21 protein-coding genes and 1 riboswitch are annotated in these 24432 nt (G+C 65.0%); of the genes, 12 read left to right on the plus strand and 9 right to left on the minus strand.

All coding sequences use genetic code 11. The annotated features are described in order from the left end of the window. Positions 1-22: 22 nt before the first annotated feature. On the plus strand, positions 23-2908 hold the full coding sequence (locus tag ABIB56_RS06870) for an alpha/beta fold hydrolase (protein WP_354568348.1): 2886 nt from the start codon (positions 23-25) through the stop codon (positions 2906-2908). After that, positions 2905-3828 carry an ABC transporter permease gene (locus tag ABIB56_RS06875; RefSeq protein WP_354568349.1) on the plus strand — a complete coding sequence of 308 codons (924 nt, stop codon included), beginning with the start codon at positions 2905-2907 and terminating at the stop codon, positions 3826-3828. The genes ABIB56_RS06870 and ABIB56_RS06875 overlap by 4 nt, the downstream gene beginning before the upstream one ends. A 47-nt stretch (positions 3829-3875) precedes the next feature. On the opposite strand, the gene ABIB56_RS06880 is transcribed toward ABIB56_RS06875, so the two are convergent. The 3 genes from ABIB56_RS06880 to ABIB56_RS06890 form a co-directional block, all read right to left on the minus strand. Then, on the minus strand, positions 3876-4139 hold the full coding sequence (locus tag ABIB56_RS06880; protein ID WP_354568350.1) for a hypothetical protein: 264 nt from the start codon (positions 4137-4139) through the stop codon (positions 3876-3878). Between the two features lie 138 nt (positions 4140-4277). After that, complete coding sequence (locus ABIB56_RS06885; RefSeq protein WP_354568352.1) at positions 4278-4778, minus strand: SDR family NAD(P)-dependent oxidoreductase; 501 nt, start codon at positions 4776-4778, stop codon at positions 4278-4280. A gap of 100 nt (positions 4779-4878) precedes the next feature. Next, complete coding sequence (locus ABIB56_RS06890) at positions 4879-5865, minus strand: hypothetical protein (RefSeq protein WP_354568353.1); 987 nt, start codon at positions 5863-5865, stop codon at positions 4879-4881. Positions 5866-5934: 69 nt separating this feature from the next. Here ABIB56_RS06890 and ABIB56_RS06895 point away from each other — a divergent pair, with 69 nt between their 5' ends. Both ABIB56_RS06895 and ABIB56_RS06900 read left to right on the plus strand, forming a co-directional pair. Further along, complete coding sequence (locus ABIB56_RS06895; RefSeq protein ID WP_354568354.1) at positions 5935-6447, plus strand: PaaI family thioesterase; 513 nt, start codon at positions 5935-5937, stop codon at positions 6445-6447. A 92-nt stretch (positions 6448-6539) separates the two neighbouring features. Further along, positions 6540-7484: a cation diffusion facilitator family transporter gene (locus ABIB56_RS06900; RefSeq protein ID WP_354568355.1), complete on the plus strand. Its 945-nt coding sequence runs from the start codon at positions 6540-6542 to the stop codon at positions 7482-7484. A 71-nt stretch (positions 7485-7555) separates the two neighbouring features. On the opposite strand, the gene ABIB56_RS06905 is transcribed toward ABIB56_RS06900, so the two are convergent. Further along, positions 7556-8113, minus strand: coding sequence for a YceI family protein (locus ABIB56_RS06905; protein WP_354568356.1), 558 nt, complete (start codon positions 8111-8113; stop codon positions 7556-7558). Positions 8114-8228: 115 nt separating this feature from the next. Between ABIB56_RS06905 and ABIB56_RS06910 the strand changes: the two genes are divergently transcribed. The 5 genes from ABIB56_RS06910 to dinB all read left to right on the plus strand — a co-directional run bounded on the left by ABIB56_RS06910 (position 8229) and on the right by dinB (position 13024). Next, entirely contained in the window at positions 8229-8759 is a 531-nt protein-coding gene (locus ABIB56_RS06910) for a DUF1697 domain-containing protein (RefSeq protein WP_354568357.1), read from the plus strand. Between the two features lie 251 nt (positions 8760-9010). Further along, positions 9011-9826 carry a M23 family metallopeptidase gene (locus tag ABIB56_RS06915; RefSeq protein WP_354568358.1) on the plus strand — a complete coding sequence of 272 codons (816 nt, stop codon included), beginning with the start codon at positions 9011-9013 and terminating at the stop codon, positions 9824-9826. 82 nt (positions 9827-9908) lie between these two features. Next, entirely contained in the window at positions 9909-10736 is an 828-nt protein-coding gene (locus ABIB56_RS06920) for a glycosyltransferase family 2 protein (RefSeq protein WP_354568359.1), read from the plus strand. 38 nt (positions 10737-10774) lie between these two features. Then, positions 10775-11701, plus strand: a complete 927-nt coding sequence (locus ABIB56_RS06925) for an oxygenase MpaB family protein (RefSeq protein ID WP_502917576.1) — start codon at positions 10775-10777, stop codon at positions 11699-11701. A gap of 12 nt (positions 11702-11713) precedes the next feature. Continuing rightward, complete coding sequence (dinB, locus tag ABIB56_RS06930) at positions 11714-13024, plus strand: DNA polymerase IV (RefSeq protein WP_354568361.1); 1311 nt, start codon at positions 11714-11716, stop codon at positions 13022-13024. On the opposite strand, the gene ABIB56_RS06935 is transcribed toward dinB, so the two are convergent. From ABIB56_RS06935 to glgX, 4 genes are all read right to left on the minus strand, one after another. Beyond that, positions 13005-13820 carry a dienelactone hydrolase family protein gene (locus ABIB56_RS06935; RefSeq protein WP_354568362.1) on the minus strand — a complete coding sequence of 272 codons (816 nt, stop codon included), beginning with the start codon at positions 13818-13820 and terminating at the stop codon, positions 13005-13007. The genes dinB and ABIB56_RS06935 overlap by 20 nt on opposite strands. A 63-nt stretch (positions 13821-13883) precedes the next feature. Then, positions 13884-15611, minus strand: coding sequence for a malto-oligosyltrehalose trehalohydrolase (gene treZ, locus ABIB56_RS06940; protein ID WP_354568363.1), 1728 nt, complete (start codon positions 15609-15611; stop codon positions 13884-13886). Further along, positions 15608-17944, minus strand: a complete 2337-nt coding sequence (gene treY, locus ABIB56_RS06945; RefSeq protein WP_354568365.1) for a malto-oligosyltrehalose synthase — start codon at positions 17942-17944, stop codon at positions 15608-15610. Before treY ends, treZ begins: the two co-directional genes overlap by 4 nt. After that, positions 17944-20142 carry a glycogen debranching protein GlgX gene (gene glgX / locus ABIB56_RS06950; RefSeq protein ID WP_354568366.1) on the minus strand — a complete coding sequence of 733 codons (2199 nt, stop codon included), beginning with the start codon at positions 20140-20142 and terminating at the stop codon, positions 17944-17946. Before glgX ends, treY begins: the two co-directional genes overlap by 1 nt. A gap of 110 nt (positions 20143-20252) precedes the next feature. Between glgX and ABIB56_RS06955 the strand changes: the two genes are divergently transcribed. The 3 genes from ABIB56_RS06955 (at position 20253) to ABIB56_RS06965 (ending at position 23251) form a co-directional block, all read left to right on the plus strand. Next, entirely contained in the window at positions 20253-20708 is a 456-nt protein-coding gene (locus ABIB56_RS06955) for a nitroreductase family deazaflavin-dependent oxidoreductase (protein WP_354568367.1), read from the plus strand. A gap of 345 nt (positions 20709-21053) precedes the next feature. Then, positions 21054-22790 carry an MDR family MFS transporter gene (locus tag ABIB56_RS06960; RefSeq protein WP_354568368.1) on the plus strand — a complete coding sequence of 579 codons (1737 nt, stop codon included), beginning with the start codon at positions 21054-21056 and terminating at the stop codon, positions 22788-22790. 8 nt (positions 22791-22798) lie between these two features. Further along, entirely contained in the window at positions 22799-23251 is a 453-nt protein-coding gene (locus ABIB56_RS06965; RefSeq protein WP_354568369.1) for a MarR family winged helix-turn-helix transcriptional regulator, read from the plus strand. A 103-nt stretch (positions 23252-23354) separates the two neighbouring features. Here ABIB56_RS06965 and ABIB56_RS06970 read toward each other — a convergent pair whose 3' ends face one another. Continuing rightward, entirely contained in the window at positions 23355-24278 is a 924-nt protein-coding gene (locus ABIB56_RS06970; RefSeq protein WP_354568371.1) for an LLM class F420-dependent oxidoreductase, read from the minus strand. Between the two features lie 16 nt (positions 24279-24294). After that, a riboswitch (TPP riboswitch) is annotated at positions 24295-24406 on the plus strand. The last annotated feature ends 26 nt before the right edge of the window (positions 24407-24432 follow it).

The raw sequence follows: 24432 nt of genomic DNA on the forward strand, positions 1-24432 counted from the left end.
CCGTCGATAACAGGGGCTAACCATGAGGCGTGCCAATCTACCAAGCCGAGTCGGCGGTACCAGCACACGCGGCGTGCTTCGAAAACCGCTCGCGGCACTGCTCATGCTCACAGCCGCCGCCACCCTCACGCTTACGGCTGGCGCGACGGCCGCTCTTGCCGCGAACCCGCCACGCGGCAACCCATCAGCCAGCACCGCGTCGGCCGGCCAGGTTCGTTCGTTCTTCGTACCGGTGCCTGAATCGCCAGGCAGCACCACGACCATCAAACTCGACGTCGACCTCTATACCCCCGCCACGACCCCCGCGCCGGCCGTGCTGCTCGCGCACGGTTTCGGGCAGACAAAAACCGATCTCGCCCCCGAGGCAAAAAAGCTACAAGCCGCCGGTTACGTGGTACTCGCCTACACCGCCCGCGGTTTCGGTCAATCCGGTGGCTCGATCGGGCTCGATTCGCTCGACGGCGAGGTTCCGGATGCCCGGGCACTCGTTGACGTGTTGGCGAGTGAGCCCACCGTACACAAGCAGAACGGCGACCCTGTCCTGGGCGCAGTCGGCGGATCATACGGCGGCGCTCTCGCATTGATGCTCGGCGCGACAGACCCCCGCATCGACACCGTAGTCGCCGCCATCACCTGGAACGACCTCGCGCAGGCGCTGATGCCGGGCTCTGCGGGTACCGTGACGGCGCCCGCGGGATCAGCTTCAGCAGGATCGGGTTCATCTGGTCAGGCCTTGCTGCGCGACTTCAAGTCGGGGTGGGGCTCGCGTCTATTCGCTGCCGGCATCACACCAACCGACCCGTGCGGGCGATTCACTCCCGCGTTCTGCGCGCTATATCAGAATCTCATCTCAGGTGCCCAACCGAGCACCGCTGACCGGGCTTTGCTGGCCCGATCGTCGCCGTCGACGGTGCTCTCAGGCATGCACGCACCGACGCTTCTCTTGCAGGGGTTGCAAGACAATTTGTTCGGGCTCGACCAGGCGAATGCGAACGAACAACAGCTAGCGAAGGCTGGCGCCCCGGTTCAGGTGCAGTGGTTCAATGGCGGTCATGACGGCGGCGGCATCGCGGGCACCGACACGATCATCCAGTCGTGGCTGGCCGACCATGTGAAGACGAACCTGCCGGTGCCGTCGACGTTTACCTACGCGGTACCCCCAAGCGCCACAGCCTTCGGCCAGACCATTACGACGCCGGGTTACCCCGGCCTTGACGGTGTGGGTGCCGGCCAGCAGATCGCCCTCGCAGGCCCCGAGGCAACCATCATCAATCCACCAGGCGGGCAACCGGCCTCTGTCACCGGCCTGCCCGGTCTCGACACAAGCAGCGTCGCGGGTCGTGCCGCCATCGGGCTGCTCGGCGCAGCCAATTCCCCGGCTGAGCAGGCACAATTCGTATCGGCTGCGCTGACCGATCCGATCGTACTGGCCGGCGCCGCCACAGCGCACCTGCGCGTCACCCCGGCCCCGGGGACAACCACGCCAACAGATGCCCTGCTGTACGCCCAGCTCTCGGTGAGTACAGGAGACTCGATGCGTGCGCTCCCCGGCGGAGTTGCGCCGATCAGGGTGACTCTGCCGACAGCGGGGGCCAATGTGACGGTGACGCTGCCCGCCACCGCGTGGAGCTTCACCCCCGGAGACCGGGTGACCCTGACCATCCGCACTACCGATTCGCAATTCGAAGGCGCGACGAACCCTGCCGCCTACCTGGTCGCGGTCGACGGACCGATCAGCTTGCCAACCGTTGCCGCAGCAGCGACCGCCCAAAATGCCGGGCTACCGCCGATCGGCGTACTGATCGGCATCGCGGCGACCCTGCTGGCGGGGATCGTGCTGATCGTGATCGCCCTGGTGCGCAGCAGATGCGTCCCCCAGGTCGCCGACGGTGCTCCGACCACCACAGATACACTCACCGACTCGACTGGGGTCAACGCATCCCCCCAGGCCGCTGCAGACACCGCCGTCGACCTCGAGGGCCGAGACGTGCGCGAAGCGCCTCCGCTTGAGATCCGAGGCCTGACGAAGCGCTTTCGCTCGGGATTTATCGCGGTCGATGACGTGTCTTTCACCGTCGAACGCGGTCAGGTACTCGGCCTTCTCGGCGAGAACGGTGCCGGCAAGACCACCACACTGCGCATGGTCGCCGGCCTCGTCCGACCCGACGCCGGAACTGCCACCTCGTTCGGTGCTTCAATCGGCCCGAGCGCCCCGGTGCTTTCGCGAATCGGCTGCTTTATCGAGGGGCCCGGTTTTCTGCCACATCTCTCAGGGCGCCGCAACCTCGAGCTGTATTGGGCGGCGACCGGCCGGCCACGCCGCGACGCACGGTTCGAGGAGGCACTCGCGGTCGCCGACCTCGGCGGTGCCCTCGCAAAACCCGTACGCGGGTACAGCCAAGGCATGCGTCAACGCCTGGCCATCGCTCAAGCCATGCTCGGGATGCCGGATCTTCTCATTCTCGACGAGCCAACCAACGGGCTCGATCCGCCGCAGATCACCGCCCTGCGCGGCGTGCTGCGCGGCTACGCCGAAGGAGGCCGAACCGTGATCGTCTCATCGCACCTACTCGGAGAAGTCGAGCTCACCTGCACTCACGTCGTTGTGATGTCACACGGCCGGGTGGTCGCGACGGGTGAAGTAGGCGACATCGCCGGCGACGCAAACGAGTTAGTGATCGGCGTCACCAACATCGAAACCGCACTTACGGCCATGCTCGCCCTGGGCGTCGACCGCGCCGAGGCCCACGAGCCGCAGGGAATCAGGGTTGCGCCTGGCGTTCACCGGGTTGATGAGGTCATCGTTGCGCTCGTCGAGGCTGGCGTCGGCGTGACCGACATGCAGCGCGGTCGCCACCTCGAAGAAGCATTCCTGTCTCTCATCGGTGCCACGGAGCCGTCAGCATGAGCGGGCACAACACCGTGACTCGTAGCACGGCTGCAACCACCGACCGCACCGGCACAATCGCGCCCGGCTCGGAACGGCGACGCGGCACGATGCCGTTCCGAGTGGAGCTGGCACGTCAGCTGAGTCAGTGGCGTGTGCGCATCGTGCTGATCATCCTCGTGCTGTTGCCCGTCATCGTGCGAGTCGCACTTCTCTTCGGCGGGCCGCCGACAAGCACGAGTAGCGGCGGTGGTGGTGGCGGCACCTCGGCGACGAGCCTCGTCGCGCTCGCGCAAGTGAGCGGGGGCACCTTTACCGGGTTCGTACTTGAACTGACTCAGGGGTTTCTGATCACGCTGATCGCCGCATTGCTCTTCGGCGACATGATCGCCGGCGAAGCATCGCGTTCGACGCTCAAATACCTGCTCACCATTCCAGTACCGCGGCTCCGACTGCTGGGAGTGAAGGTGGCCGTATCGTCGGCCCTCTTGGCCGCCGGCCTCATCGCGCTGACCGTGGTTGCTCTCGTCGTCGGCATCATCTCGTACGGGCCGGGCGGCATCCAAATACCGGGAGGCCCGCTGCTCGGGCTCGGTGACTCGCTCGGCCGAATCGGCCTGGCCACCGCGACCGGAGCCGCCGGTATGCTCTGGGCGGCCGGTCTCGGTACCCTTCTGACGGTCGTAGCCAACTCGCCTCTCGCGGCAGCCGGCGGTGTCGTGCTCGTCTCGATCCTGTCGCGCCTGCTCGATTCGATCCCCACACTGGGCGACCTCCGCATTATTTTGCCGACGCACTACTCGACCGCATTCAATCAGTTCCTCACTGCGCCCACAGATCTCGCGCCAGTGGCCGCATCGGTGCTCTCTGGCCTGATCTGGGCGCTGGTGCTCGGAACGGGGGCGGCCTGGTGGTTCAGCCGCAAAGATATTTCAGGCTGAAGACCGAATCCGGTTGCGCGGGCTCGAGCCCTGACGCGATGTCGCCGTCAAAGCCCCAGCCGGGTGACAGCAGCACTGAACCGCCAGAGCTCGCGCGCGTTCTGTTCGTTGTACGAAAGCTCTGACGATCGCGCGTCGGTTACATCGGTGCGATCGAAATAGCGACCGTCAAGCGGCAATCGGGGAGTTGCGGTAGCCAGATTCGCGAGCGCGTTACTCGAGGTGTCAAGGCTACCGACCCGTGCCGAAAACACTCGCCTGAGCAGACCACCAACCAGCCGCGGCGTCGCGGCGAAATTCGTTTCTGTCATCAGGCCGGGGTTGAATGCGGCTGCGGTGATGCCCGAGTGCTCGGCTCGAAGACGACTCGAAAGCTCAGAAACAAAGTAGAGATTGCAGAGCTTGGAATAGGAATACCGGCGAGCCCTGATGCTCGCCCGCTGACCTGGCTACGCCAACGCCTCGGCGCCGAGCCAGGTCAGCCGCGGGCCGGGTGGCTGATGCATGTCGCTCGAGACAGAGATCACTCTTGCGGTCGGAGACATCGAATTCAGCAGTGAATTGGTCAGCAAGAAATGCCCCAGATGATTCGTCGCGAAGACCGGATCGAAACCGTCGGCGGTCGGACCACTGCCTCCTGCGATGCCGGCATTACAGATCACGGCGTCGATCGGCGGCTCTGGCTGAGTGACCCACTGTGCTACGAACTCCCGCACCGACGACATCGAAGAAACATCCAGCCGCATCGCACGAACCCTGGTATTGCCGGTGGCCTCGGTTATGGCTCGTTCAGCCTCGACACCCTTGGCCATATTCCGGCACGCGAGAATCACGGCACTTCGGGCAGACCTCGACGCGATAATGCGCGCAGTCGCGAAACCGAGCCCCGAATTCGCCCCCGTGACAAGAACGACACCGTCACAATCAGACGTCCCGAACGGAGGATTCATCGCCGGCCTGCGCCAATGCCGGGCTCTCTTGACATTGTTCAGGACTAACCGTCACCCTCACGGGTGATCGCCGGACAAACTCGATGTTTGCAGTGTCAATCTACGGGGTGGTGTGGGCGGGAATGTGCCAGAAGCCGGCGGTGGCGAACCGCAAGGATGACAAGGAGAACAGGGAGGTGTTGGAGCTTCCGGAGAGCGCACCGTCGTTCGACCAGTAGTACTGGTAGAAAGCGGGGGCAGTAACACCCTCCGGGTCGGTGTTCTGCACGACATCCGTGGTGGTGATGCGCAGGCGAAGACCATCGCGCCTGAACTGCGCCACGGTGCTGCAGGTGGTGGCGGAGGCCCCGGTTGCCAGCAGTACCGAGAGGCAGAGCAGGCCGGAGTCGGTGCGTGAGCCGTAGATGTTCTGGATGGGGTCGCCGAACTGGCCGAGCGAGCGAGTGGTCTCGGCGCGGATGTCGAAACCGAGGTCGATCGACGGTGCGTCGACGGGCCCCTGAGCCCTGTTGAACACGCTCAGCGCATCGCCGCTCGGAGCCGCGGCTATGGGGGGAGGCGGAGCGGGCTGAAAGCGGCCGGCGGCGAACCCGACAACCAGGAGGACGGCGACTCCGAGCACGACAAGAGCGGTTCTTCGACGATCCTGTGGCGGACTATCGTCGGTTGCCTCCTGCGTCGGCGGTTCCGTGGCGGCCGCTGCCTCGGCGGCACCGGCGGTGGGCGGATGAAACGCCAGGATCGCTTCGTCCAGTGCACGATCGTCGTCCCGGATCGTGCGCTCCGCCATTCGCAGGGACAACGCGTCTTTGGTGATCTGCACCCGCTCGCCGGTGAGCGGATCGTCTGTCTCCACCATCGTCGCCGAAGCACCTTCGCGAGAGAACACGGCTCGTCGCAGCGGGTCAAGAGCGTCGGACGGATCGGGACGCCCCATGGGTGACGCCGCACCAGGATTGGCTCGCCACCACAGGGCATCCGCCACATCATGCCGTCCGCGGTATATGTCCCGCAGTCGCGCGAGCATTTCGGGGTCGGTGAGCAGCCGCTGTGCTTCGTCCCTCGAAGGACTTTCGCTCGCGAACATCCGTTACGCCTTCCGTGCAGTTCACACGTTATCCCGAGACCTAGGCTGGCAGTTGGGAAAGGATCGCCAATGAGCAACGACGCACAGATATCCGACAGCGAACGCACCAGGACGATGACCTGGGAGGATCCGCTGATCGGGGCGAAGCTGGCCCGCACGATGTCGGGGCTCGACTACATCCAGGCGCTCATCGACGGTTCTGTTCCGCCTCCTCCGATTGTCACGCTGATGAAGATGCGAGCGGTATCGGCCGAAGTGGGCCGGGTCACCTTCACCTGCGACCCCGATGAGTCGCACTACAACCCGATCGGTACCGTGCACGGTGGCCTGGTGTGCACCCTTCTTGACTCGGTGCTCGGTTGTGCCGTGCAGACCACGCTTCCGCATGGCCAGGCCTACACCTCGCTCGAGATCAAGGTCAGCTATCTCCGACCGGTGATGGCGGATACCGGCCAGCTCACCGCCGTGGGAATCGTCACTAAACCGGGTAGTCGTGCCGCATTCGCCGAGGGGACCGTGCACGATTCGAATGGCAAGCTGATCGCCACCGCGAGCAGCACGTTGCTGGTCTTCCCGGTCTGAAACGGGGTCGTCGGGCCGTGCTGAGAACGGTGCTCATTCCCGACTAGCCGAAATGCTGGCCGCGCCGCCCCGGCGTTCTTAGAGTTGTAGTGATGAGCGACTCGCGCGGACACGATCACGCGCATTCTCACGGCCTCGACGGGCCAGCGGGAAGCGCCAATCGGTCGCGCCTCGGCATCGCGATCGGCATCGTCTCCGTTGTGTTGGTGGTCGAGATCATCGGCGGACTGGTTTCCGGGTCGCTCGCACTGTTTGCCGATGCAGGCCACATGCTTTCGGATCTCACCGGGCTGGTCGTTGCCCTCGTCGCCACGATCATCGCCGCGCGTCCTGCGACCGATGCGCAGACCTTTGGCCACCGCCGCTCTGAGGTGTTCGCCGCTTTCATCAATGCGGCGATCCTGTTGGCGGTCGTCGTTTTCATCCTCGTCGAAGCCATCGAAAGGCTGGCGAGCGCTGGCGCAGGCGGGGTGCAGGCGCCGCTGATGCTCGTGGTGGCCGTGGTGGGCGCCATCGCCAACACGGCGAGCCTGCTCGTGCTGCGCGGCGGTGCCAAGGACTCGATCAACATGCGCGGCGCATATCTCGAGGTGCTCGGCGACCTGTTCGGATCGCTCGCGGTCATCGTCGCGGCCATCGTCATCCTGCTCACCGGTTTCGAACGTGCGGACTCGATAGCCTCCCTCGTGATCGCGGCCCTCATTCTGCCGCGAGCGGTGAGTCTGCTGCGGGACGTGCTGCGGGTACTCAGCCAGGGCACGCCGCGGGGCACGGACGTCGCGCTGATCCGTGAACACGTGCTGGCCAAGGAGGGCGTGGTCTCTGTGCACGACGTACACGTCTGGTCGATCACACCGGGGTCGAACGTCTTCTCGGCCCACGTCGTGGTGGAGCGACGAGTGTTCAGCGAGAACCGCACGGACACGCTGCTCGACTCGCTCAGCGAGTGCCTCTCCGAACACTTCGATGTGGAACACTCGACCTTCCAGCTGGAGCCGGAGGAGCACGCCGACCACGAGCTCGAGCAACACCGCTAGCCGATCCTCACGACCGGCGGTACGAAAAAGGGGCCCTCGCTGTGGCGAGAGCCCCGTGGTTGTCGTGTGGACTATTTCTGCAGAACGACCTGGAGGTCGAGCGTGATGGTCACGTCGTCGCCGAGCGTGAAGCCACCGGCCTCGAGGGCTGCATTCCAGCTGACGCCGAAGTCCTGGCGGTTGATCGTGGTGGTCGCGGTGGCGCCCGCCTTGGTCTGCCCGTAGCCGTCAGTGACGATGCCACCGAATTCGCCCTTGAGGGTCACCGCGAGGGTTACGCCACGAAGCGTGAGGTTGCCTACGACGGTGAAGTCGTCGCTGTCGGCTTCGACACTGGTCGAGACGAACTTGATGGTGGGGTGCTCCTCGGCGAGGAAGAAGTCGCTGGTGCGCAGGTGCGCGTCGCGGTCTTTCTGCTTGGTGTTCACCGACGCGACGTCGATGGTCGCCTCGATGGTGCTGTCCTTGGGATCCGCGGCCGTGACGATGGTGGCGTCGAAGGTCTCGAATGTGCCGCGCACCTTGCTGATCTTGAGGTGCTTGACGGTGAAGGACACCTCGGAGTGGGCGGGGTCGAGTTTCCAGGTGCCGGCCACATAGTCCGGATGCGTGTCAGTGAGATTGGTCATAGCTCTATGCAATCGCATAAATCCAGAAACTATTCCGAAAATAGGTGACGTGTCACAAATTTTACGAAATATTAACCGGCTGGGTCTGCAGGCACGTCGCCGGTACCCTCGAGGAATGGCCATGAACGTCGCACTGCTCCGCGGGATCAACGTGGGCACGGCGAAGTCCGTGTCGATGGCGGAGCTCGCGACAGTCTTTGAGAACCTCGGCTTCGACAGGGTCGCGACAGTGCTGCGCAGCGGAAACGTGGTGTTCTCATCGAAGCGCACTGTGCCTGCGGGCGCTGCGGCATCCATCGAGGCGGCCATTCTGAAATCAACCGGTGTCCAATCCAGCGTGCTCGTCTTTTCCGCCGCAGACTTTGCCGCGATCGCGTCAGCCAACCCGCTTCTCGACATCGCCACGGACGGTTCGAAATCGTTCGTGACCTTCATCGCGGACCTTCCGAAGAACCTTCAGGCTCCGGATGCCGCGGCTCTCGCCCCCGAGGTGCTGGCGGTCGGCGCCGCCGCGATCTACCAGTGGATGCCCGATGGCAGCCTCCAGACGAAGGTACCGAAATCGTTCTGGAAACAGTTCGATTCGCCGGTCACGGCGCGCAACTGGAACACCGTACAGAAGCTCCTCGTGCTGCTCGCCGAATGAGGGCGAACACTTCGCGCGCTGAGTTATCCTCCCCTCCTTCACAGGGGATACGGAGGTTGATGTTCGAGGGTAGTCGATGAGAGCCGTCAGTATGACGTTTCATCGGTGCGAGTATTTCCACCTGATGTGAAACCCGATCGGCCTCGGTTTCCCCCTCATATCGGGGAACCCACCGTCCCCAAGCTCGATGATGTGTGCTTGCCGCCTGTGCCTGTGCCCTAGCGCTCCCGCAGTAATCCGGAGAACCTCGCTTGCCTACCCTTCCTCCCCGTGCGTCCACGCACGCCCCGATCCATGCAGCCCCTACTGCGGCGCACCTTCCGGGCCTCAACGGCCGGTCCGTTCGCAACCTCCGTAACCTCTCGCTCGTGCGCTCGGTGCGTCGTTTCGTCGCGGTCATCGCCGCCGTCTTCGCGGTCGCGCTCGGTGCCGGTTTCGCCGTTCCCGCCTACGCGCACTCGTTCGAAGTCACCGCTGTGAAGGCACCCCGACTGCAGGCCTTCTCGGTACCGGACACGATCACGGCAGCCAGCTCTGACACGGCCGTGTCGCAGAAAACTGCGCCCGTCGTCCTCGCTGACGTAGCCACGAGCGTTGCCGATACGGTGATCGCCAGGGACGCCTACAGCGTGACCTCGCCGCCGCCACTGGTCTGGCCCGTCGACCCGAGCACGCCGATCAGCGACGGATTCGGCCCGCGGGTCTCGCCGTGCGCTGGCTGTTCGAGCAATCACGAGGGCGCTGACTTCGACCCGGGCTACGGAGCCCAGGTGCACGCGATCGGGGCCGGTGTGGTCGTGGAGACGGACGCGCCTGGCTGGGCGGCCCTCGGCATCCATGTTGCGATCCAGCACGTGATCGATGGGCAGGTCGTGGTCAGTGCCTATGGCCACATGCAGGTCGGTTCCATGCCGCTCAAGGTCGGCGACTACGTCTATCCGGGCGAAGTGGTCGGACTGGTCGGAAGCACCGGAGCCAGCACGGGCGCACACCTGCACTTCGAGATTCGCGCCGGCGGAACCAACCCGGTCAATCCGATCACCTGGATGCACGCCCACCTCGGCTAGAGACTGTATTTCGACCTCTACCTTTCGGTGCTCGCTCAATCTGGGGCTGGTGAAAATCGGCTGGCCGGATAGATTTAGCCTGATGTTGATTACTGGCGCAACGGTATCGATTGTCATACCCGCCTACAACGAAGAGGCCACGATCCGGCCCTGTCTTCTGGCCGCCATTCTCCAGACGGTTCCCGCGAGCGAGATCATCGTGGTCGACAACAGGTCTACGGATGGCACGGCTGCGATCGTGCACGCGGTGCAGGTCGAATATCCCGACGCCCCGATCATCTACCTGCAGCAGAACGAGGAGCAGGGCCTCGTTCCCACACGCAACTTCGGGCTCGACCACGCGCAGGGCGAAGTGCTCGGGCGCATCGACGCCGACTCGATCATCGAACCGAACTGGGTGGAGGAGGTGCAGAAGGCGTTCCAAGACCCCTCTGTCGCGGCATCCACCGGCCCGGTGCTCTACTACGACATGCCGCTGCGTCGTTTCGGTCTTAAAGCGGATGACACCCTCCGCCAGCTGGTTCTCAAGCTCAGTCGTGAATACCACTTCCTTTTCGGCAGCAATATGGCTATCCGCCGGGAGGCGTGGCAAGCAGTGCGGCTCGAGGTCTGTCGCGACCAGGACGACGAGCTGCACGAAGACATCGACCTCTCGGTGCATCTCGCCCGCCATGCTTTTCGTGTGGCCTATGTGCCGAAGATGGTGAGCGGGATGTCCGCGCGTCGACTCGAGGATTCGCCACGCGACTACGCCTACTACGCGCTGCGTTTCGATCGCACCTATGCCAGGCACGGCATCCGCAGCCCGGCTCTTCGTGCGCCGATCATCGTCTTCCTGGTGATCTATCCGCTGTTCAAGACCGTTCGCGCCATCAGGCAGCGACGGCAGGCTTTCGCCGACCGCAAGTGACGGGCTGCTCTCCCAGCAAGAGGGGTTAGCGTCGAAGCGTGACCAGTTTCGCGCCAGGGGTGAGATCTCGAATGCTCTCCGCCTTCACCGGCAGTGCGAACGGGCGTCCGGACTGGGTTGCCCAGATCGAGAAGGGCGACGATGCCGGGTTCTTCGGTGTCGGGTCGGCCGCCTGGGCGGTTCACGGTGGGATGCCGACCCTGGTCGCCGGCATCCGTGCGCTCTTGATGCAGACGCTTCATCCCGGTGCGATGGCCGGTGTACACGACTGGTCCCGGTACCGGGAGGACCCCCTCGGGCGACTCTCCGGCACGATCCAGTGGCTGATCGGCGTGACTTTCTCCGACACCGCGATGGCGGTTCGCGAATCGACGCGGGTCGGTCGTTTTCACGACAGGGTCACGGGAACCTATCTCGACGCACAGGGTGTCGAGAGGTCATATTCCGCCGGCGATCCAGAACTGCTCTCCTGGGTTCATGTGGTCTTCACTGATGCCTTCCTCGGTAGCCACATGATCTGGGGCGGACGCATCCCCGGCGGTGCCGACCAGTACGTTCGAGAATGGACGAAAGCCGGCGAACTGATCGGCGTGGTCGACCCGCCCGCGTCCGAGGCCGAGTTGCGTTCGCAGCTGGATGCCTTCCGCACGGCCGGCATCCTGAAGAGCGACGAGCGGGTGGCGGAGGCCGTGAGGTTCATCCGCAGTCCAGGGCTCACCAGGGGGATGATGCCTGCCTATCGCATCCTGTTCGCCGGAGCCGTCGCGTCGATCCCTGCCGACTATCGCAGGCTTCTGGGGTTGAGACGACCGTGGTGGCCAGCCATCACGGCGACCCGGGCAGTGCTGGCGCTCGCTGGAAAGATCCTCGGCACGAGCTCGACGAGCGAGGTCGCGGCCAGGCGACGACTCGCCCGGCTCGGCCTGCTGCCGATGGTGGGCGAGGATGTCCGAAGCCTCGGGTAGATTGCCTTCGGGATGAGCAAACAGGACGGCAGCAACCGGCAGGTCAGCGCCACCTCCGTAGACAGCAGCACCGCCACGATCCTGCACGTCGACCTCGACGCGTTCTTCGCCTCTGTAGAACTGCTCGATCGACCGGAGATCGCCCACCTGCCTGTCGTGGTGGCCGGCCGCTCGGCGCGATCAGTGGTGACCGCCGCCAACTATCCGGCCCGCAAGTTCGGCGTGCGTTCGGCGATCCCGCTGTCGCAGGCGCTGCGGATGTGTCCGAAGGCGATCGTGCTCGAACCGCACTTCGAGAAATACCGCTACTACTCCCAGAAAGTCATGGAGATCTTCGACGACGTCACGCCACTGGTCGAACGCCTTGGTATCGACGAGGCCTTCCTCGACGTCGCCGGCGCCCGTAGGGTGATCGGGTCGCCCGCCGACGTCGGCGCGCTGGTGCGTCGCCGCGTGCAGGAGGAGACACGACTCACCTGCTCGGTCGGCGCAGCATCCACCAAATTCGTCGCGAAACTGGCCTCCGGGCGGGCGAAACCCGACGGCATGCTGGTGGTGCCTGCTGCGGACACCCTGGCCTTCCTGCATCCGCTTCCGGTCAGTGCGCTCTGGGGCGTCGGTGCGGCGACCGAGGAATCCCTGACGCGTCGCGGGCTGCACACGATCGGTGACATCGCTCACAGCCAGCTCGGTGCCCTTCAGCGAGCTGTGGGGGAGGCATCCGGTCGCAAGCTGCACGATCTCGCGAACGGCATCGATCCGCGCTCGGTCAACCCGCGGGCCGTGGAGAAGAGCGTCGGTCACGAGGTGACCTTCGAGGTCGACACTGTCGATTCGGAGTTGCTGCGGCGCGAACTGCTTCGCCAGTCCAACGCGGTGGCCGTGCGGCTGCGCACAGCCGGCTGGGTGGGGCGCACCGTGGTGCTCAAGCTTCGCTACGCCGACTTCAGCACCCTCACGCGGTCGCGCACCCTCGCCGAATCGACAGACCTTGGTCGGCGCATCTACGAGGAGGTGCGCTCGATCCACGACGCGCTCGGCAACCACGGCGCCGTGCGATTGATCGGCGTGCGCGTGGAGCAACTCAGCGCTGGCGACGACCAGCAGTTCGGCCTCTGGGACGAGGACGAGGTCTGGCGTGAGGCGGAAGACACCATGGATGCCGTGAGCGCGCGTTTCGGCCGCGGCTCACTGCGGCCCGCGTCACTATTGAAGACTGCGGCTCCGCGCGGGGACGCCCAGAACTCGCATCGCATCGACTACGAGGCTGCGCCGACGAGGGAGGCTGCGTCGACGAAGAAGCTCAAGCCACCGAAGGAGTGAGCTGCCCGCGCAGGAAAGCGGCGACTTTCGCGCGTGCTTCGAAGGCCGGATGACCATCCACCTCTCGCAGCTCATTGGTGAGCACCGCGTGTGCGCCCTTCGCGAAACCGCCCGCGTTGCCGGGTGAGGAATCCAGTTCGATCACCTCGAAGGCGTCGCCGAGTCTGTTCTTGAGGGTGTCGAAGCGGGCGCGGGGAGAGGCCATATCTTCGCTGAATCGCAGTCCCATCGCGCACACCGCACCCTCGCTCGCGCGTTCGGCCACGCGATCGAACTCGGCGGCTGACATGCCAGGGTCCAACAGTCGTGCGCGCCCGAGGGGGAACGGCACTGCCGGCTGGCTCAGCACCGAGGCGAGCACCGAGTCGTCGACGGCGGTCGCGAGGGCGAAGCCGCCGGTGAAACACATTCCGATGACCCCGACGCCGGATGCCGGGGTGCGGGAGGCGAGATCGGCGGCGACCGCGCGCAGGTAGTCGGTGATCGGTCGGTGGGCGTTAGCGGTGAATGCGCGAAACTCCGACGAGACGCAGAGCCTCGAAACCACGCGCATCGTATAGCCGACGGTTGCGGGCTTCTCCGGCTCGCCGAACGGTGACGGAACCACCACGGTGAATCCCTCCGCGACGAGGTACTCGGCGAGTCCGAGAACCTCGGGGGTGATGCCCGGGATCTCCGGTATCAGTACGACGCCCGGCCCGTCGCCCTTCTCGAAGCAGTCGTAGGTGAACCCGGCACCGGTGAACGGGGCGCGCTTCCATCCGGTGAGGTCTGCGTGCGGGGCTGTGGCAGCCATGGTTTCTCCGATCGGGGCGTGCGTCGCAGTGGCATCCGTCGACTCCAGAATCTTATTCCCGGGTTATCGGTCGGGAGGTCGGCGGGCGAGGATCGCCACGGAGCGACTGGGCAGCACCACACCGGATGACGACGCGCCGATGGTCTCGTGGGAGGCGAGCAGCACCGTACCGCCGTAGGGCAGGGCGACCGGGTGCGCGGCGAAGTTCACGACGATGCTGGTGTCCGCGCGGTGCAGTGCGAACCACTTCTCCTCGTCGTCGAAATCGGCGCTGACCCGCGTGAGCCGCGGATCGGTGAGGTCGGAGCGCGTGCGACGCAACTCCGCGAGCTGGCGGTAGAGGTCGAGCAGCCTGGAGTGATCAGCGTCGGCGGGTTCCGACCAGTCGAGCTTGGAGTTCTCGAAGGTGCCCGGGTCCTGGGGGTCTGGCACGGCATCCGGATCCCAGCCCATTCGCTCGAACTCCCTGATGCGGCCCTCGGCGGTGGCTGTGCCAAGCTCCGGCTCCGGATGCGCGGTGAAGAACTGCCAGGGCGTGGACGCGCCCCACTCCTCACCCATGAACAGCATCGGTGTGAACGGGCTCGCCAGTGTCAGCACTGCCGCGATGGCGAGCTGGCCGTAATCGAGGGTCGCCGCGAGCCGGTCGCCGGTCGCGCGGTTGCCGATCTGGTCGTGATTCTGGTTGGCGACCACCAGCCGCCAGCCCGGCATATTCTCGGTGTCGATCGGATGTCCGTGCTCCCGCTCGCGGAACGACGAGTGGGTGCCGTCGTGGTAGAAACCGCGGGTGACGACCTTGGCGAGGGATTCGAGATGCGCGAAGTCTGCGTAATAGCCCGTGGTCTCCCCGGTGACCGCCACGTGTACAGCGTGGTGAAAGTCGTCGCTCCACTGGCCGGTCAGACCATAACCGCCACCCTCGCGGGGCCTGATGAGCTTCGGATCGTTGAGGTCGGACTCGGCGATCAGGGTCAGCGGTCGCCCGAGGAAGGCCGAGAGGGCATCCGTCTCTTCCGAGAGTTCCTGCAGGATGTGCTTCGGCGAATCGTCGACGAGGGCGTGCACGGCATCCAGTCGCAGGCCGTCCACGTGGTAGTCGCGCAACCACATCAGCGCGTTGTCGATCACGAAGGAGCGCACCTGTGGGGTGCCGAGGTCGACCGAAGATCCCCAGGTGTTGGCGCTGGCCTCGTGGAGGTAGGGGCCGAAGCGCGGAAGATAGTTGCCGCTCGGGCCGAGGTGATTGTAGACGACATCCTGGATCACGCCGAGGCCGCGCTGATGGCAGGCGTCGACGAAGCGCTGGTAGGCGTCAGGTCCGCCGTAGGTCTCGTCAACCGCGTACCAGAGCACACCGTCGTAACCCCAGTTGTGAGCGCCGTTGAAGCCGTTGACGGGCAGCAGCTCCACGAAGTCCACGCCGATCGACACCAGGTGATCGAGCTTCTCGATTGCGCTGTCGAGTGTGCCCTGCGGGGTGAAGGTGCCGAGATGCAACTCGTAGATCATGCCGCCGGCGAGCTGGCGGCCGGTCCATGCTTCATCGGTCCAGCGGAACTCTGCGGCGTCGAACGTGCGTGAGAGACCGTGGACGGATTCTGGCTGCCGCCGTGAGCGCGGGTCGGGCAGCGGAGTTTGGTCGTCGTTCAGCAGGTAGCCGTAGTCGCTTCCGGTCACGCTGTCCAGGGCGATCCACCAGCCGTCGTCGACAGAGGTCATCAGATGCCGCGAGCCGTCCAGCTGCAGCGTGACGGTCGTGGCGTTCGGCGCCCACAGTTCGAAACTCACGAGTCGAGCCCTTCGGTCGGAACGAGCAGCGCGACGGGATACTTCTTCAGCAGGTCACCGATCTGCAACTCTCCACCCTCGAACCGGCGATCGCTGATCAGGTCGGTGACCGGCCGGCCGGCGAGCGCGATCGAGGTGTCGCCCCAGCCGCCTGCCCGCTCAAGGCCGAGAGGCAGTCGTGTGGCGACGGTCATCGCCTGGCCGCGGTCGAAGGCGACCACGTGCTTCGCGCCCGACCCGAAGGCCGTGATCGGGGCGTAGCGACTGAAGAACTCCGGATGATCCCGCCGCAGCCGCAGCGCGCGCGTGGTCACGAGCAGCTTCGCCGCACCCGTCTCATCGATCGGCGGGTGGGCGCCGGCATCCACGGCGGCCAGGTACAGCCGACGGATGTCGAAGTCGACAGCGCGCCGGTTGTCCGGGTCGACGAGTGAGGTCTCCCAGAGCTCGCTGCCCTGATAGACGTCGGGCACGCCGGGGGCGGTGAGCTGGATGAGTTTCGCCGAGAGCGAGTTGCTCCAGCCGGCGTCGCGAATGTCGTCGAGCACCTCGCCGAGAACCGCCATCACGGCGTCGTCATCGAAGGCGGAATCGATGAGGGCGTGCATCCGCTGCTCGAATTCTTCGCGCGGTGCTGCCCAGCCGGTGGAATTGCCCGCTTCACGCGCGGCCTTCTCCGCGTAGGCGTGCAGGCGCTCACGGCTGGCAGGCCACGAGCCGACGACAGCCTCCCAGAGCAGGGCCTCGAGCGGTCCGTCGCCGAGTGGTGCGGCCTCACGTAAACGGCCGAAGGCGGTCTCCCACTCCTCCGGCATCTCTGACAGCACGCTGATGCGGGCGCGCACGTCTTCTCCGCGCTTGGTGTCGTGGGTGGAGAGCGTGGTGAGTGAGGCAGGGAAACTGGCCTGCCGCAGCTGCTGGCGGCGGTGGAACTCCCTGACCCCGATGGAGAACTCTGACGGATCGGCACCCACTTCGGTGAGCGACCCGAGGCGGGTATAGCGATAGAAAGCGGTGTCCTCGACGCCCTTGGCCATCACCATGCCCGAGGTCTGCTGGAAGCGGATGGCCGCGGGATGAGTGGGATCGCTGAGCGTCGGAATCAGTCCGTCGATCGTCTCACCGAGCTCTGGCCGGTGCACCTTCGCGAGGCTGGCAGCCTCGTGCAGGTGTTCGAGCCCGAGTGGCAGGTAGGAGCGGTAGACGGGGAAGCAGGCGAGTAGCTCAGCGAGGGCATCAGCGGTCCGCGAGATCTCCGCACCCTCGTCGGCGACGACCTGTTCGACGGAACTGCCGAGGTCCCTCTCCAGGCGAAGCACCTCCGCGCGCAGGATACCGTCCGCGATCGCGCGCTTCGTGTCGTGGATGAGATGGGTCCAGGAGACCGCCACATCGCTGTTCCTCAGCGAGGAGTCGAGCCGGTCGAGGGCCTCCTTGCCCGCTGGGTCGACGAACACCCTGTCGACGTCGGCGAGGGCGTCGTAGCCGGTGGTTCCGGCCGATGCCCAGGAGGTCGGCAACTGCTCGTCGCCCTCGAGGATCTTCTCCACGAGCACGTAGGTCTCGCCGGTCGCCGCGGCGAGGGCGTCGAGGTAGCCTGCCGGGTCGGCGAGGCCGTCCGGATGGTCGACGCGCAGTCCGTCGGCGAGCCCAGTGGTGATCCAGCGCACGATCTCGGCGTGCGACTCGTCGAAGACCCATGGGGTCTCGACTCGGATGCCGGCCAGGCTGTTCACCGCGAAGAACCTGCGGTAGTTGAGCTCAGCATCCGCTCGTCGCCAGTTCATCAACTCGTAGTTCTGGCGGGCGTGCACCTCCTGTGGTGACGCTCCATCGTCGGCCGTACCCGGGGCGATCGGATAGCGGTTATCGAAATAGTGCAGCTCGTCGCCGACGATGACCAGGTCGTCGAGCGAGTCGGAGCCGAGCACGGGAATCCGCACCTTCCCACCCCCGAACTCCCAGTCCACGTCGAAAGCCTTCGCGTACCGCGAGTCGCGGCCGTTCAGGAGCAGGTCCCACCACCACGGGTTCTGCTTCGGGGTCGCGACGCCGACATGGTTCGGCACGATGTCGATGAGCACGCCGAGGCCGAGCCTGCGGGCTTCGGCGGAGGCGGCATCCAGTCCAGCCGATCCGCCACGGGCCGGGTCGATGAGCGAGTGGTCGGTCACGTCGTAGCCGTGGTCGGAGCCCTCCTCGGCCTTCAGGATCGGCGACAGGTAGAGCCAGTCGGCGCCAAGGCCATGCAGATAGTCGGCGATGTTCGCCGCCGAGAACAGGTCGAACTCCGGGGTGACCTGCAATCGGTAGGTGGAGCGGGGGACGCGCATCAGCCCACCTCTGGTCGCACCGACGGCGTCGCTGCCTGTCCGGCCAGTGAGCTCAGCGACGCGGCGACGGAATGGTCGACGTCCGCCTCTGGAGCGTTCCAGGCGCGAAGCACGACGAGAGACTTCGCCTCGACAGGCACCACCTCGCCGGCCTTGCGCGGTGCGGAATCCGCCTCGGCTCCCGCAGTGTCGACGACGATCTCCCAGGCGCTGGAATACTCGGCACTCGGCAGCGTGAAGTCGACGCTGTCGTCGTGGGCGTTGAAGAAAATCGCGAAGTTGACATCGGTGATGCTCTGCCCTCGACTGTCGCGACCCTGGATGCCGTTGCCGTTGAGGAAGACGCCGATCGAGCGGCCGAAGCTCGAATCCCAGTTCTCCGGTTCCATCTCCACGCCGGTCGGCGTCAGCCAGACGATATCGGGGAGCGGCTCACCCTCGCCGCGCCTGACCGGTCGACCGTCGAAGAAACGCTTGCGGCGAAACGTTGGGTGCTCCTTGCGCAGGCGGGTGATGGCCGCGACGAAGTCGCTCAGCGGCACGTCTGCGCTGTCCCAGTGCACCCAGGAGATCTCGGAGTCCTGCGCGTAGGTGTTGTTGTTGCCCTGTTGGGTGCGGCCGAGTTCGTCGCCGTGCAGGATCATCGGCACACCCTGCGACAGCAGCAGCGTCGCGAGGAAGTTGCGCTGCTGGCGCGCTCGCAGCGTGAGGATCGCCGGGTCCTTCGTCGGGCCCTCTGCACCGCTGTTCCACGAGCGGTTGCTCGACTCGCCGTCGTTGCCGTTCTCACCGTTCGCGTCGTTGTGCTTCTCGTTGTAGGAGACGAGGTCGGCGATGGTGAAGCCGTCGTGCGCGGTCACGAAATTGATGGATGCCACGGGGCGACGTCCATCGTCTTCGTACAGGTCAGCCGATCCGGTGATCCGTGAGGCGAATTCGCCGAGGGTCGAGGGCTCTCCGCGCCAGAAGTCGCGGACGGTGTCGCGGTACTTCCCGTTCCACTCCGTCCATTGCGGCGGAAAGTTGCCCACCTGGTAGCCGCCGGGGCCGACGTCCCACGGCTCGGCGATGAGTTTCACCTGGGAGACGATCGGGTCCTGCTGCACGAGTTCGAAGAAGGTGGAGAGCTTGTCGACGTCGTAGAACTCGCGGGCGAGCGTCGAAGCCAGGTCGAAGCGGAAGCCGTCGATATGCATCTCGGTGACCCAGTAACGCAGGCTGTCCATGATGAGTTGCAGCGAATGCGGGTGGCGCACGTTGAATGAGTTTCCCGTGCCGGTGTAGTCCATGTAGAACTGTTTGTCGTCTTCGACCAGGCGATAGTAGGCCTGGTTGTCGATCCCCTTGAAGGAGATCGTCGGGCCGAGATGGTTGCCCTCCGCCGTGTGGTTGTAGACCACGTCGAGGATGACTTCGATGCCCGCATCGTGCATCGAGCGCACCATACCTTTGAACTCCTGCACCTGCTGGCCGCGGTCACCGGCCGAGGAGTAGCTGTTCTGCGGCGCGAAGAAGCCGATGGTGTTGTAGCCCCAGTAATTGCGGAGGCCCTTCTCGAGCAGGGTGTTGTCCTGCACGAACTGGTGCACCGGCATGAGCTCGATCGCGGTGATGCCGAGCTTCTTGAGGTGCTCGATGATGGCGGGGTGTGCCACGCCGGCGAAGGTTCCGCGCTGCTCTTCTGAAACATCCGGGTGCAGCTCGGTGAGGCCCTTGACATGCGCCTCGTAGATCACCGTGTCGTTGTAGGAGATGCGCGGATGCCGGTCTCCGGCCCAGTCGAAGAAGGGGTTGATGACGATGCCCATCATCATGTGCTTCGCCGAGTCGGCGTCGTTGCGCGAGAGCGGATCGCCGAAGTTGTACGAGAACAGCGCGGGATCCCAGTCGATGTCACCGCAGGTCGCCTTGGCGTAGGGATCGAGCAGCAGCTTGTGGGGATTAGAGCGCTTGCCGCTCTTCGGGTCGTACTCTCCGTAGACGCGATAGCCGTAACGCTGACCGGGCTGCACTGATGGCAGGTAGGCGTGCCAGACGTAGGCGTCGACCTCCACCAGTTCGACCCTGGTCTCGGTTCCATCGTCGTCGAACAGGCAGAGTTCGATCTTCTCTGCGATCTCGCTGAACAGTGCGAAGTTCGTGCCGCTTCCATCGAAGGTCGCCCCGAGCGGGTACGCGGACCCTGGCCAGGTTTCCATTTTTCTCCCTGCGTGATTGGTGTCTCACCGTAACCCGAACAGTGGTCGGTCGACGACTTCGGGGTGTGCGGCGAGGCCGTGTGTGTCCGCGCGCGGAGTAGCCTCGACTGGTGAGTGTAGAAGCAGGAACCGACCCCCTCAACCCCATTGACAACGAAACGCCGTGGGTTGCTCGGCAGATCGCCGAATATGTCGCCACGGATGGCGAGAAACCGACCTTCCGCGGTGGCGCACCACTGCTCCTGCTCACCACCAAAGGGCGCAAGTCCGGCGTCTGGCGTCGTACCTGCCTCATCTACGCGGAGGATGCTGGCCGCGTGCTGCTTGTCGCCTCGCTTGGCGGCGCTCCGAAGCATCCGGTCTGGTATCTCAACCTTCAGGCGAATCCCGAGGTATACCTCCAGGTGGGCGCCCGCAGGTTCCGTGCCATCGCGCGCACGGCGACCGCTGACGAGAAGCCGCCGCTCTGGGACAGAGTCGTCGGCGTCTATTCCGACTACGCCGACTACCAGCTCAAGACGGATCGACAGATTCCCGTGGTGATTCTCGACCCGGTCGACGACTGAGCCTGCCACAACCGCGCAGGAACCCCGGTAAATGACATCGGCGTGCGCGGCGGGCATCCGTCGTTGACCCCGCGACTTGGCGGCAACTGTGGTCTGGTGGCATCCAGACCACAGTTGGTGCCAAGTCAGCCTCCTCCTGGCGGTCCTGCAGACGGGGTATCCCCAGCGAGGCGTCGCCGCCCGGCTGTGGCGGCATCCGCTGGCATAGGTCGAAGCTTCTGAATATTTCTGCACAGACTGCAAGAAATTAGTTGACTCCGGTCCAGCATCCGAATATAGTTGACGTAAATCAACGATCTACGTGGCTCATAGCCCTCCATCGTTATGTCACCAGGAGTCTCCTTCATGTCACAGACCATCGACGCTGCTCAGACAGCGTCACCCGTTATAAAAATGACGCCTCGCCAGGTGCTCGAGGCCCTCTCCGGCCTGCTCCTCGGTATGTTCGTGGCGATTCTCGCAAGCACCGTCGTCTCGACCTCGCTTCCGCGGATCATCTCCGACCTCAAGGGCGACCAGACCGCCTACACCTGGGTGGTCACGGCGACCCTGCTCGCCACCGCGGTCACGACGCCGATGTGGGGCAAGCTGGCTGACCTCTTCAACCGCAAGCTGCTCATCCAGCTGGCCCTCGGGATCTTCGTGGTCGGTTCTGCCCTCGCCGGGTTCTCGCAGGACACCAACACGCTCATCGCGTTCCGTGTCGTGCAGGGCATCGGCGCCGGTGGGCTCACCGCGCTCAGCCAGGTCATCATGGCCGACATCATCAGCCCTCGTGAGCGTGGCCGTTACATGGGCCTCTTCGGCGGCATCATGGCCGTCGGCACCGTCGGCGGACCGCTCATCGGTGGCTTGCTCACCGACTCACTCGGATGGCGCTGGAACTTCTACGTCGGCGTTCCGTTCGCGATCGTCGCGATCCTGCTGCTGCAGCGCACGCTGCACCTGCCAAAGAAGCCGCACCGCAAGGTCTCCATCGACTACCTCGGTGCGATCTTCCTCGCCGCAGGCGTCTCTCTGCTGCTCGTCTGGGTTTCGCTCGCCGGCCAGAAGGGCCAGTTCGCCTGGGATTCCGCGACGAGCTTCTGGATGGTCGGTGGGGCTGCCGCGCTCCTGATCGCCACGGTGATCACGGAGATGAAGGCCAAGGAGCCGATCATCCCGCTCCAGCTGTTCACGAACCGCACCTTCACCTTCGCGGTCATCGCGTCGATCGCTGTCGGTGTCGCGATGTTCGGCACCTCGGTCTTCCTCAGCCAGTACATGCAGCTCGCTCGTGGGGCCAGCCCGACGCAGTCCGGTCTGCTCACCCTGCCGATGATCATCGGCCTGATGGGTTCCTCGGTGATCGTCGGACAGCTGATCAGCCGGTCTGGCAAGTGGAAGACCTACATGGTCACCGGGTCGATCCTGCTGACCGCGGGCCTGTTCCTGATGTCGACCATCAGCTACGACACCAACTACGTGCTGCTCTCGGTATACATGCTCGTTCTCGGCGCCGGCGTCGGAATGGTCATGCAGAACCTGGTACTCGTCGTGCAGAACGTGGTCGCGCCGCAGCAGCTCGGTGTAGCCAGTTCCTCGGTCACCTTTTTCCGCAGCATTGGTGGAACCATCGGCGTCTCCGTCATGGGATCGGCGCTCGGCTCGAAGGTCGTCGAACTGCTTGGCGATCGTTCCGGCGACCTCCAGGCTGCGATTGTCAAGCTGGGTGCGGGTGGCGCGAAGGTGGCCGAAGCGCTGCAGAGCGGCACCATCCCCAAGGTCTCCGCACTTCCGACCGGTGTTCGCACGATCATCGAATCGGTTTACGGCGACGCGGTCGCGCACGTCTTCCTCATCGCTGCCCCGCTCGCCATCCTCACGATCATCGCGATAGCGCTCATCCCGAACAACAGGCTCGGCACCCAGACCGCTCTCGAGCGGATGGTGGAGCCGGAACCGGGCGAGTCGGCGGCGGTCCTCGAGGCGGAGAGCACCCTCGCCGAGGTCTCGGAGGCCATGGTGGCAGGCGCACCGGCCGCTTCGGCCGCGGATGAACTGCGTGACTCGAAGGAAACCGGTCGGTCATCCCGACTATGATCACCGCCATGAGCACCAGCGATCGTCACGTTGCAGACGAGGCGATCGCTGGTGTCGAGCAGCAGTTCGCGGTGATGTTCACCAGGGTAAAGTCGAGCATGAAGGAACGCGCCGTCAGGGTGCATCCCGAGATGCAGCCGCTCGCCTACAACATGCTCAGCAGTCTCGTTCGATCAGGGCCGACGCACGCGAGTGAACTCGCGGAGTTGCTCGGCCTCGACAAGAGCATCGTCAGCAGGCAGGCCAACTTTCTGGAGGAACTCGGCTTTCTCGAGCGGCAGCCGGATCCTGAGGATCGCAGGGCGACATACTTCGCTGCCACACCTGCCGCGATCGAGCGCATCGCCGAAGTGCGCCTGGCTGACCAGGCGACGCTCTACGAAAGCCTGCGTGACTGGCAGGTGCCCGACCTCAAGAAGCTCGGCGAGTTGCTCGCGCGGATCAACGAGCTCGGCCGCTGAACGTCTTCTGCCATTTGTCGCCAAGCGTGGTGTGACGGCGTTCAGCCCACAGTTGGTGACAAATGGCTGATGCGAGTCGCGCGCTCGCGCTGCCGCGCGGTGCTCAGTCGAGTTGCGGCAGAACCTCGCGGGCGATGAAGTCGAGGTGGTCGAGGTCGTGGAAGTCCATGATCTGCAGGTACACGCGCGACGCGCCTGCTTCCCTCAGCATGCTGAGCCTGTCGACGAGTTCTGCTGTGGTTCCGGCGATGCCGTGCTCGCGAAGGTCAGTTGCGTCGCGACCGATCGCCTCCGCGCGGCGGATGACTTCGGCATCCGTGGCCCCGGCGACCGTCGTGTAGGCGACAGAGTAGACGAGCTCGTCTGGATCGCGACCGATGTCGACGCAGGCCGCACGCACGCGGTCGAACCCGCTCGAGACGCTGTCGAAAGCCTTGAACCCGTAGTTGAACTCGCTGGCATAACGGGCGGCTAGCGCCGGCGTGCGCTTTGGGCCACCACCGCCCACGATGATCGGCACGGTTGTGGACACGGGCTTGGGCAGCGCGGGCGAATTCTGCAGCGAGTAGTGCTCGCCGGAGAAGGAGAAGCGTTCGCCCGTCGGCGTGTTCCACAGCCCGGTCACGATCACCAGTTGCTCCTCAAGCAGGTCGAAGCGCTTCTCCGGGAATGGGATGCCGTAGGCGCGATGCTCCGCCTCGAACCAACCGGTGCCGAGCCCGAGCTCCGCACGTCCGTTAGACATCTGGTCCACCTGCGCCACCTGGATAGCGAGGATGCCAGGGTACCGGTAGGTGACTGAGGAGACGAGGGTTCCGAGCTTGATCCTCTCGGTCTCTCTGGCGAGGCCGGCAAGGGTGGTCCAGGCATCCGTCGGACCGGGCAGGCCATCGCCGTCACCCATCGCCAGGTAGTGGTCACTGCGGAAGAACGCATCGAAGCCGAGCTTCTCCGACGCCCGTGCCATGGCGAGCTGGTCGTGGTAGGTGGCGCCCTGCTGGGGTTCGACGAAGATGCGGAAGTCCATCAAACAAGCCTATAGTTGGATCTGAACACGGGAGTCCGGTGAGCCGGGCTGAGAGGAAGCTTCTCCAAGCTTCGACCGTCGAACCTGATCTGGATCATGCCAGCGCAGGGAGGCAGATTTACTCTCCGGGTCGTGGCTTCCGCCGCTATCCCAA

Origin of the sequence: Glaciihabitans sp. UYNi722 (assembly GCF_040549465.1) — a bacterium.
Taxonomy (GTDB): Bacteria; Actinomycetota; Actinomycetes; order Actinomycetales; family Microbacteriaceae; genus Lacisediminihabitans.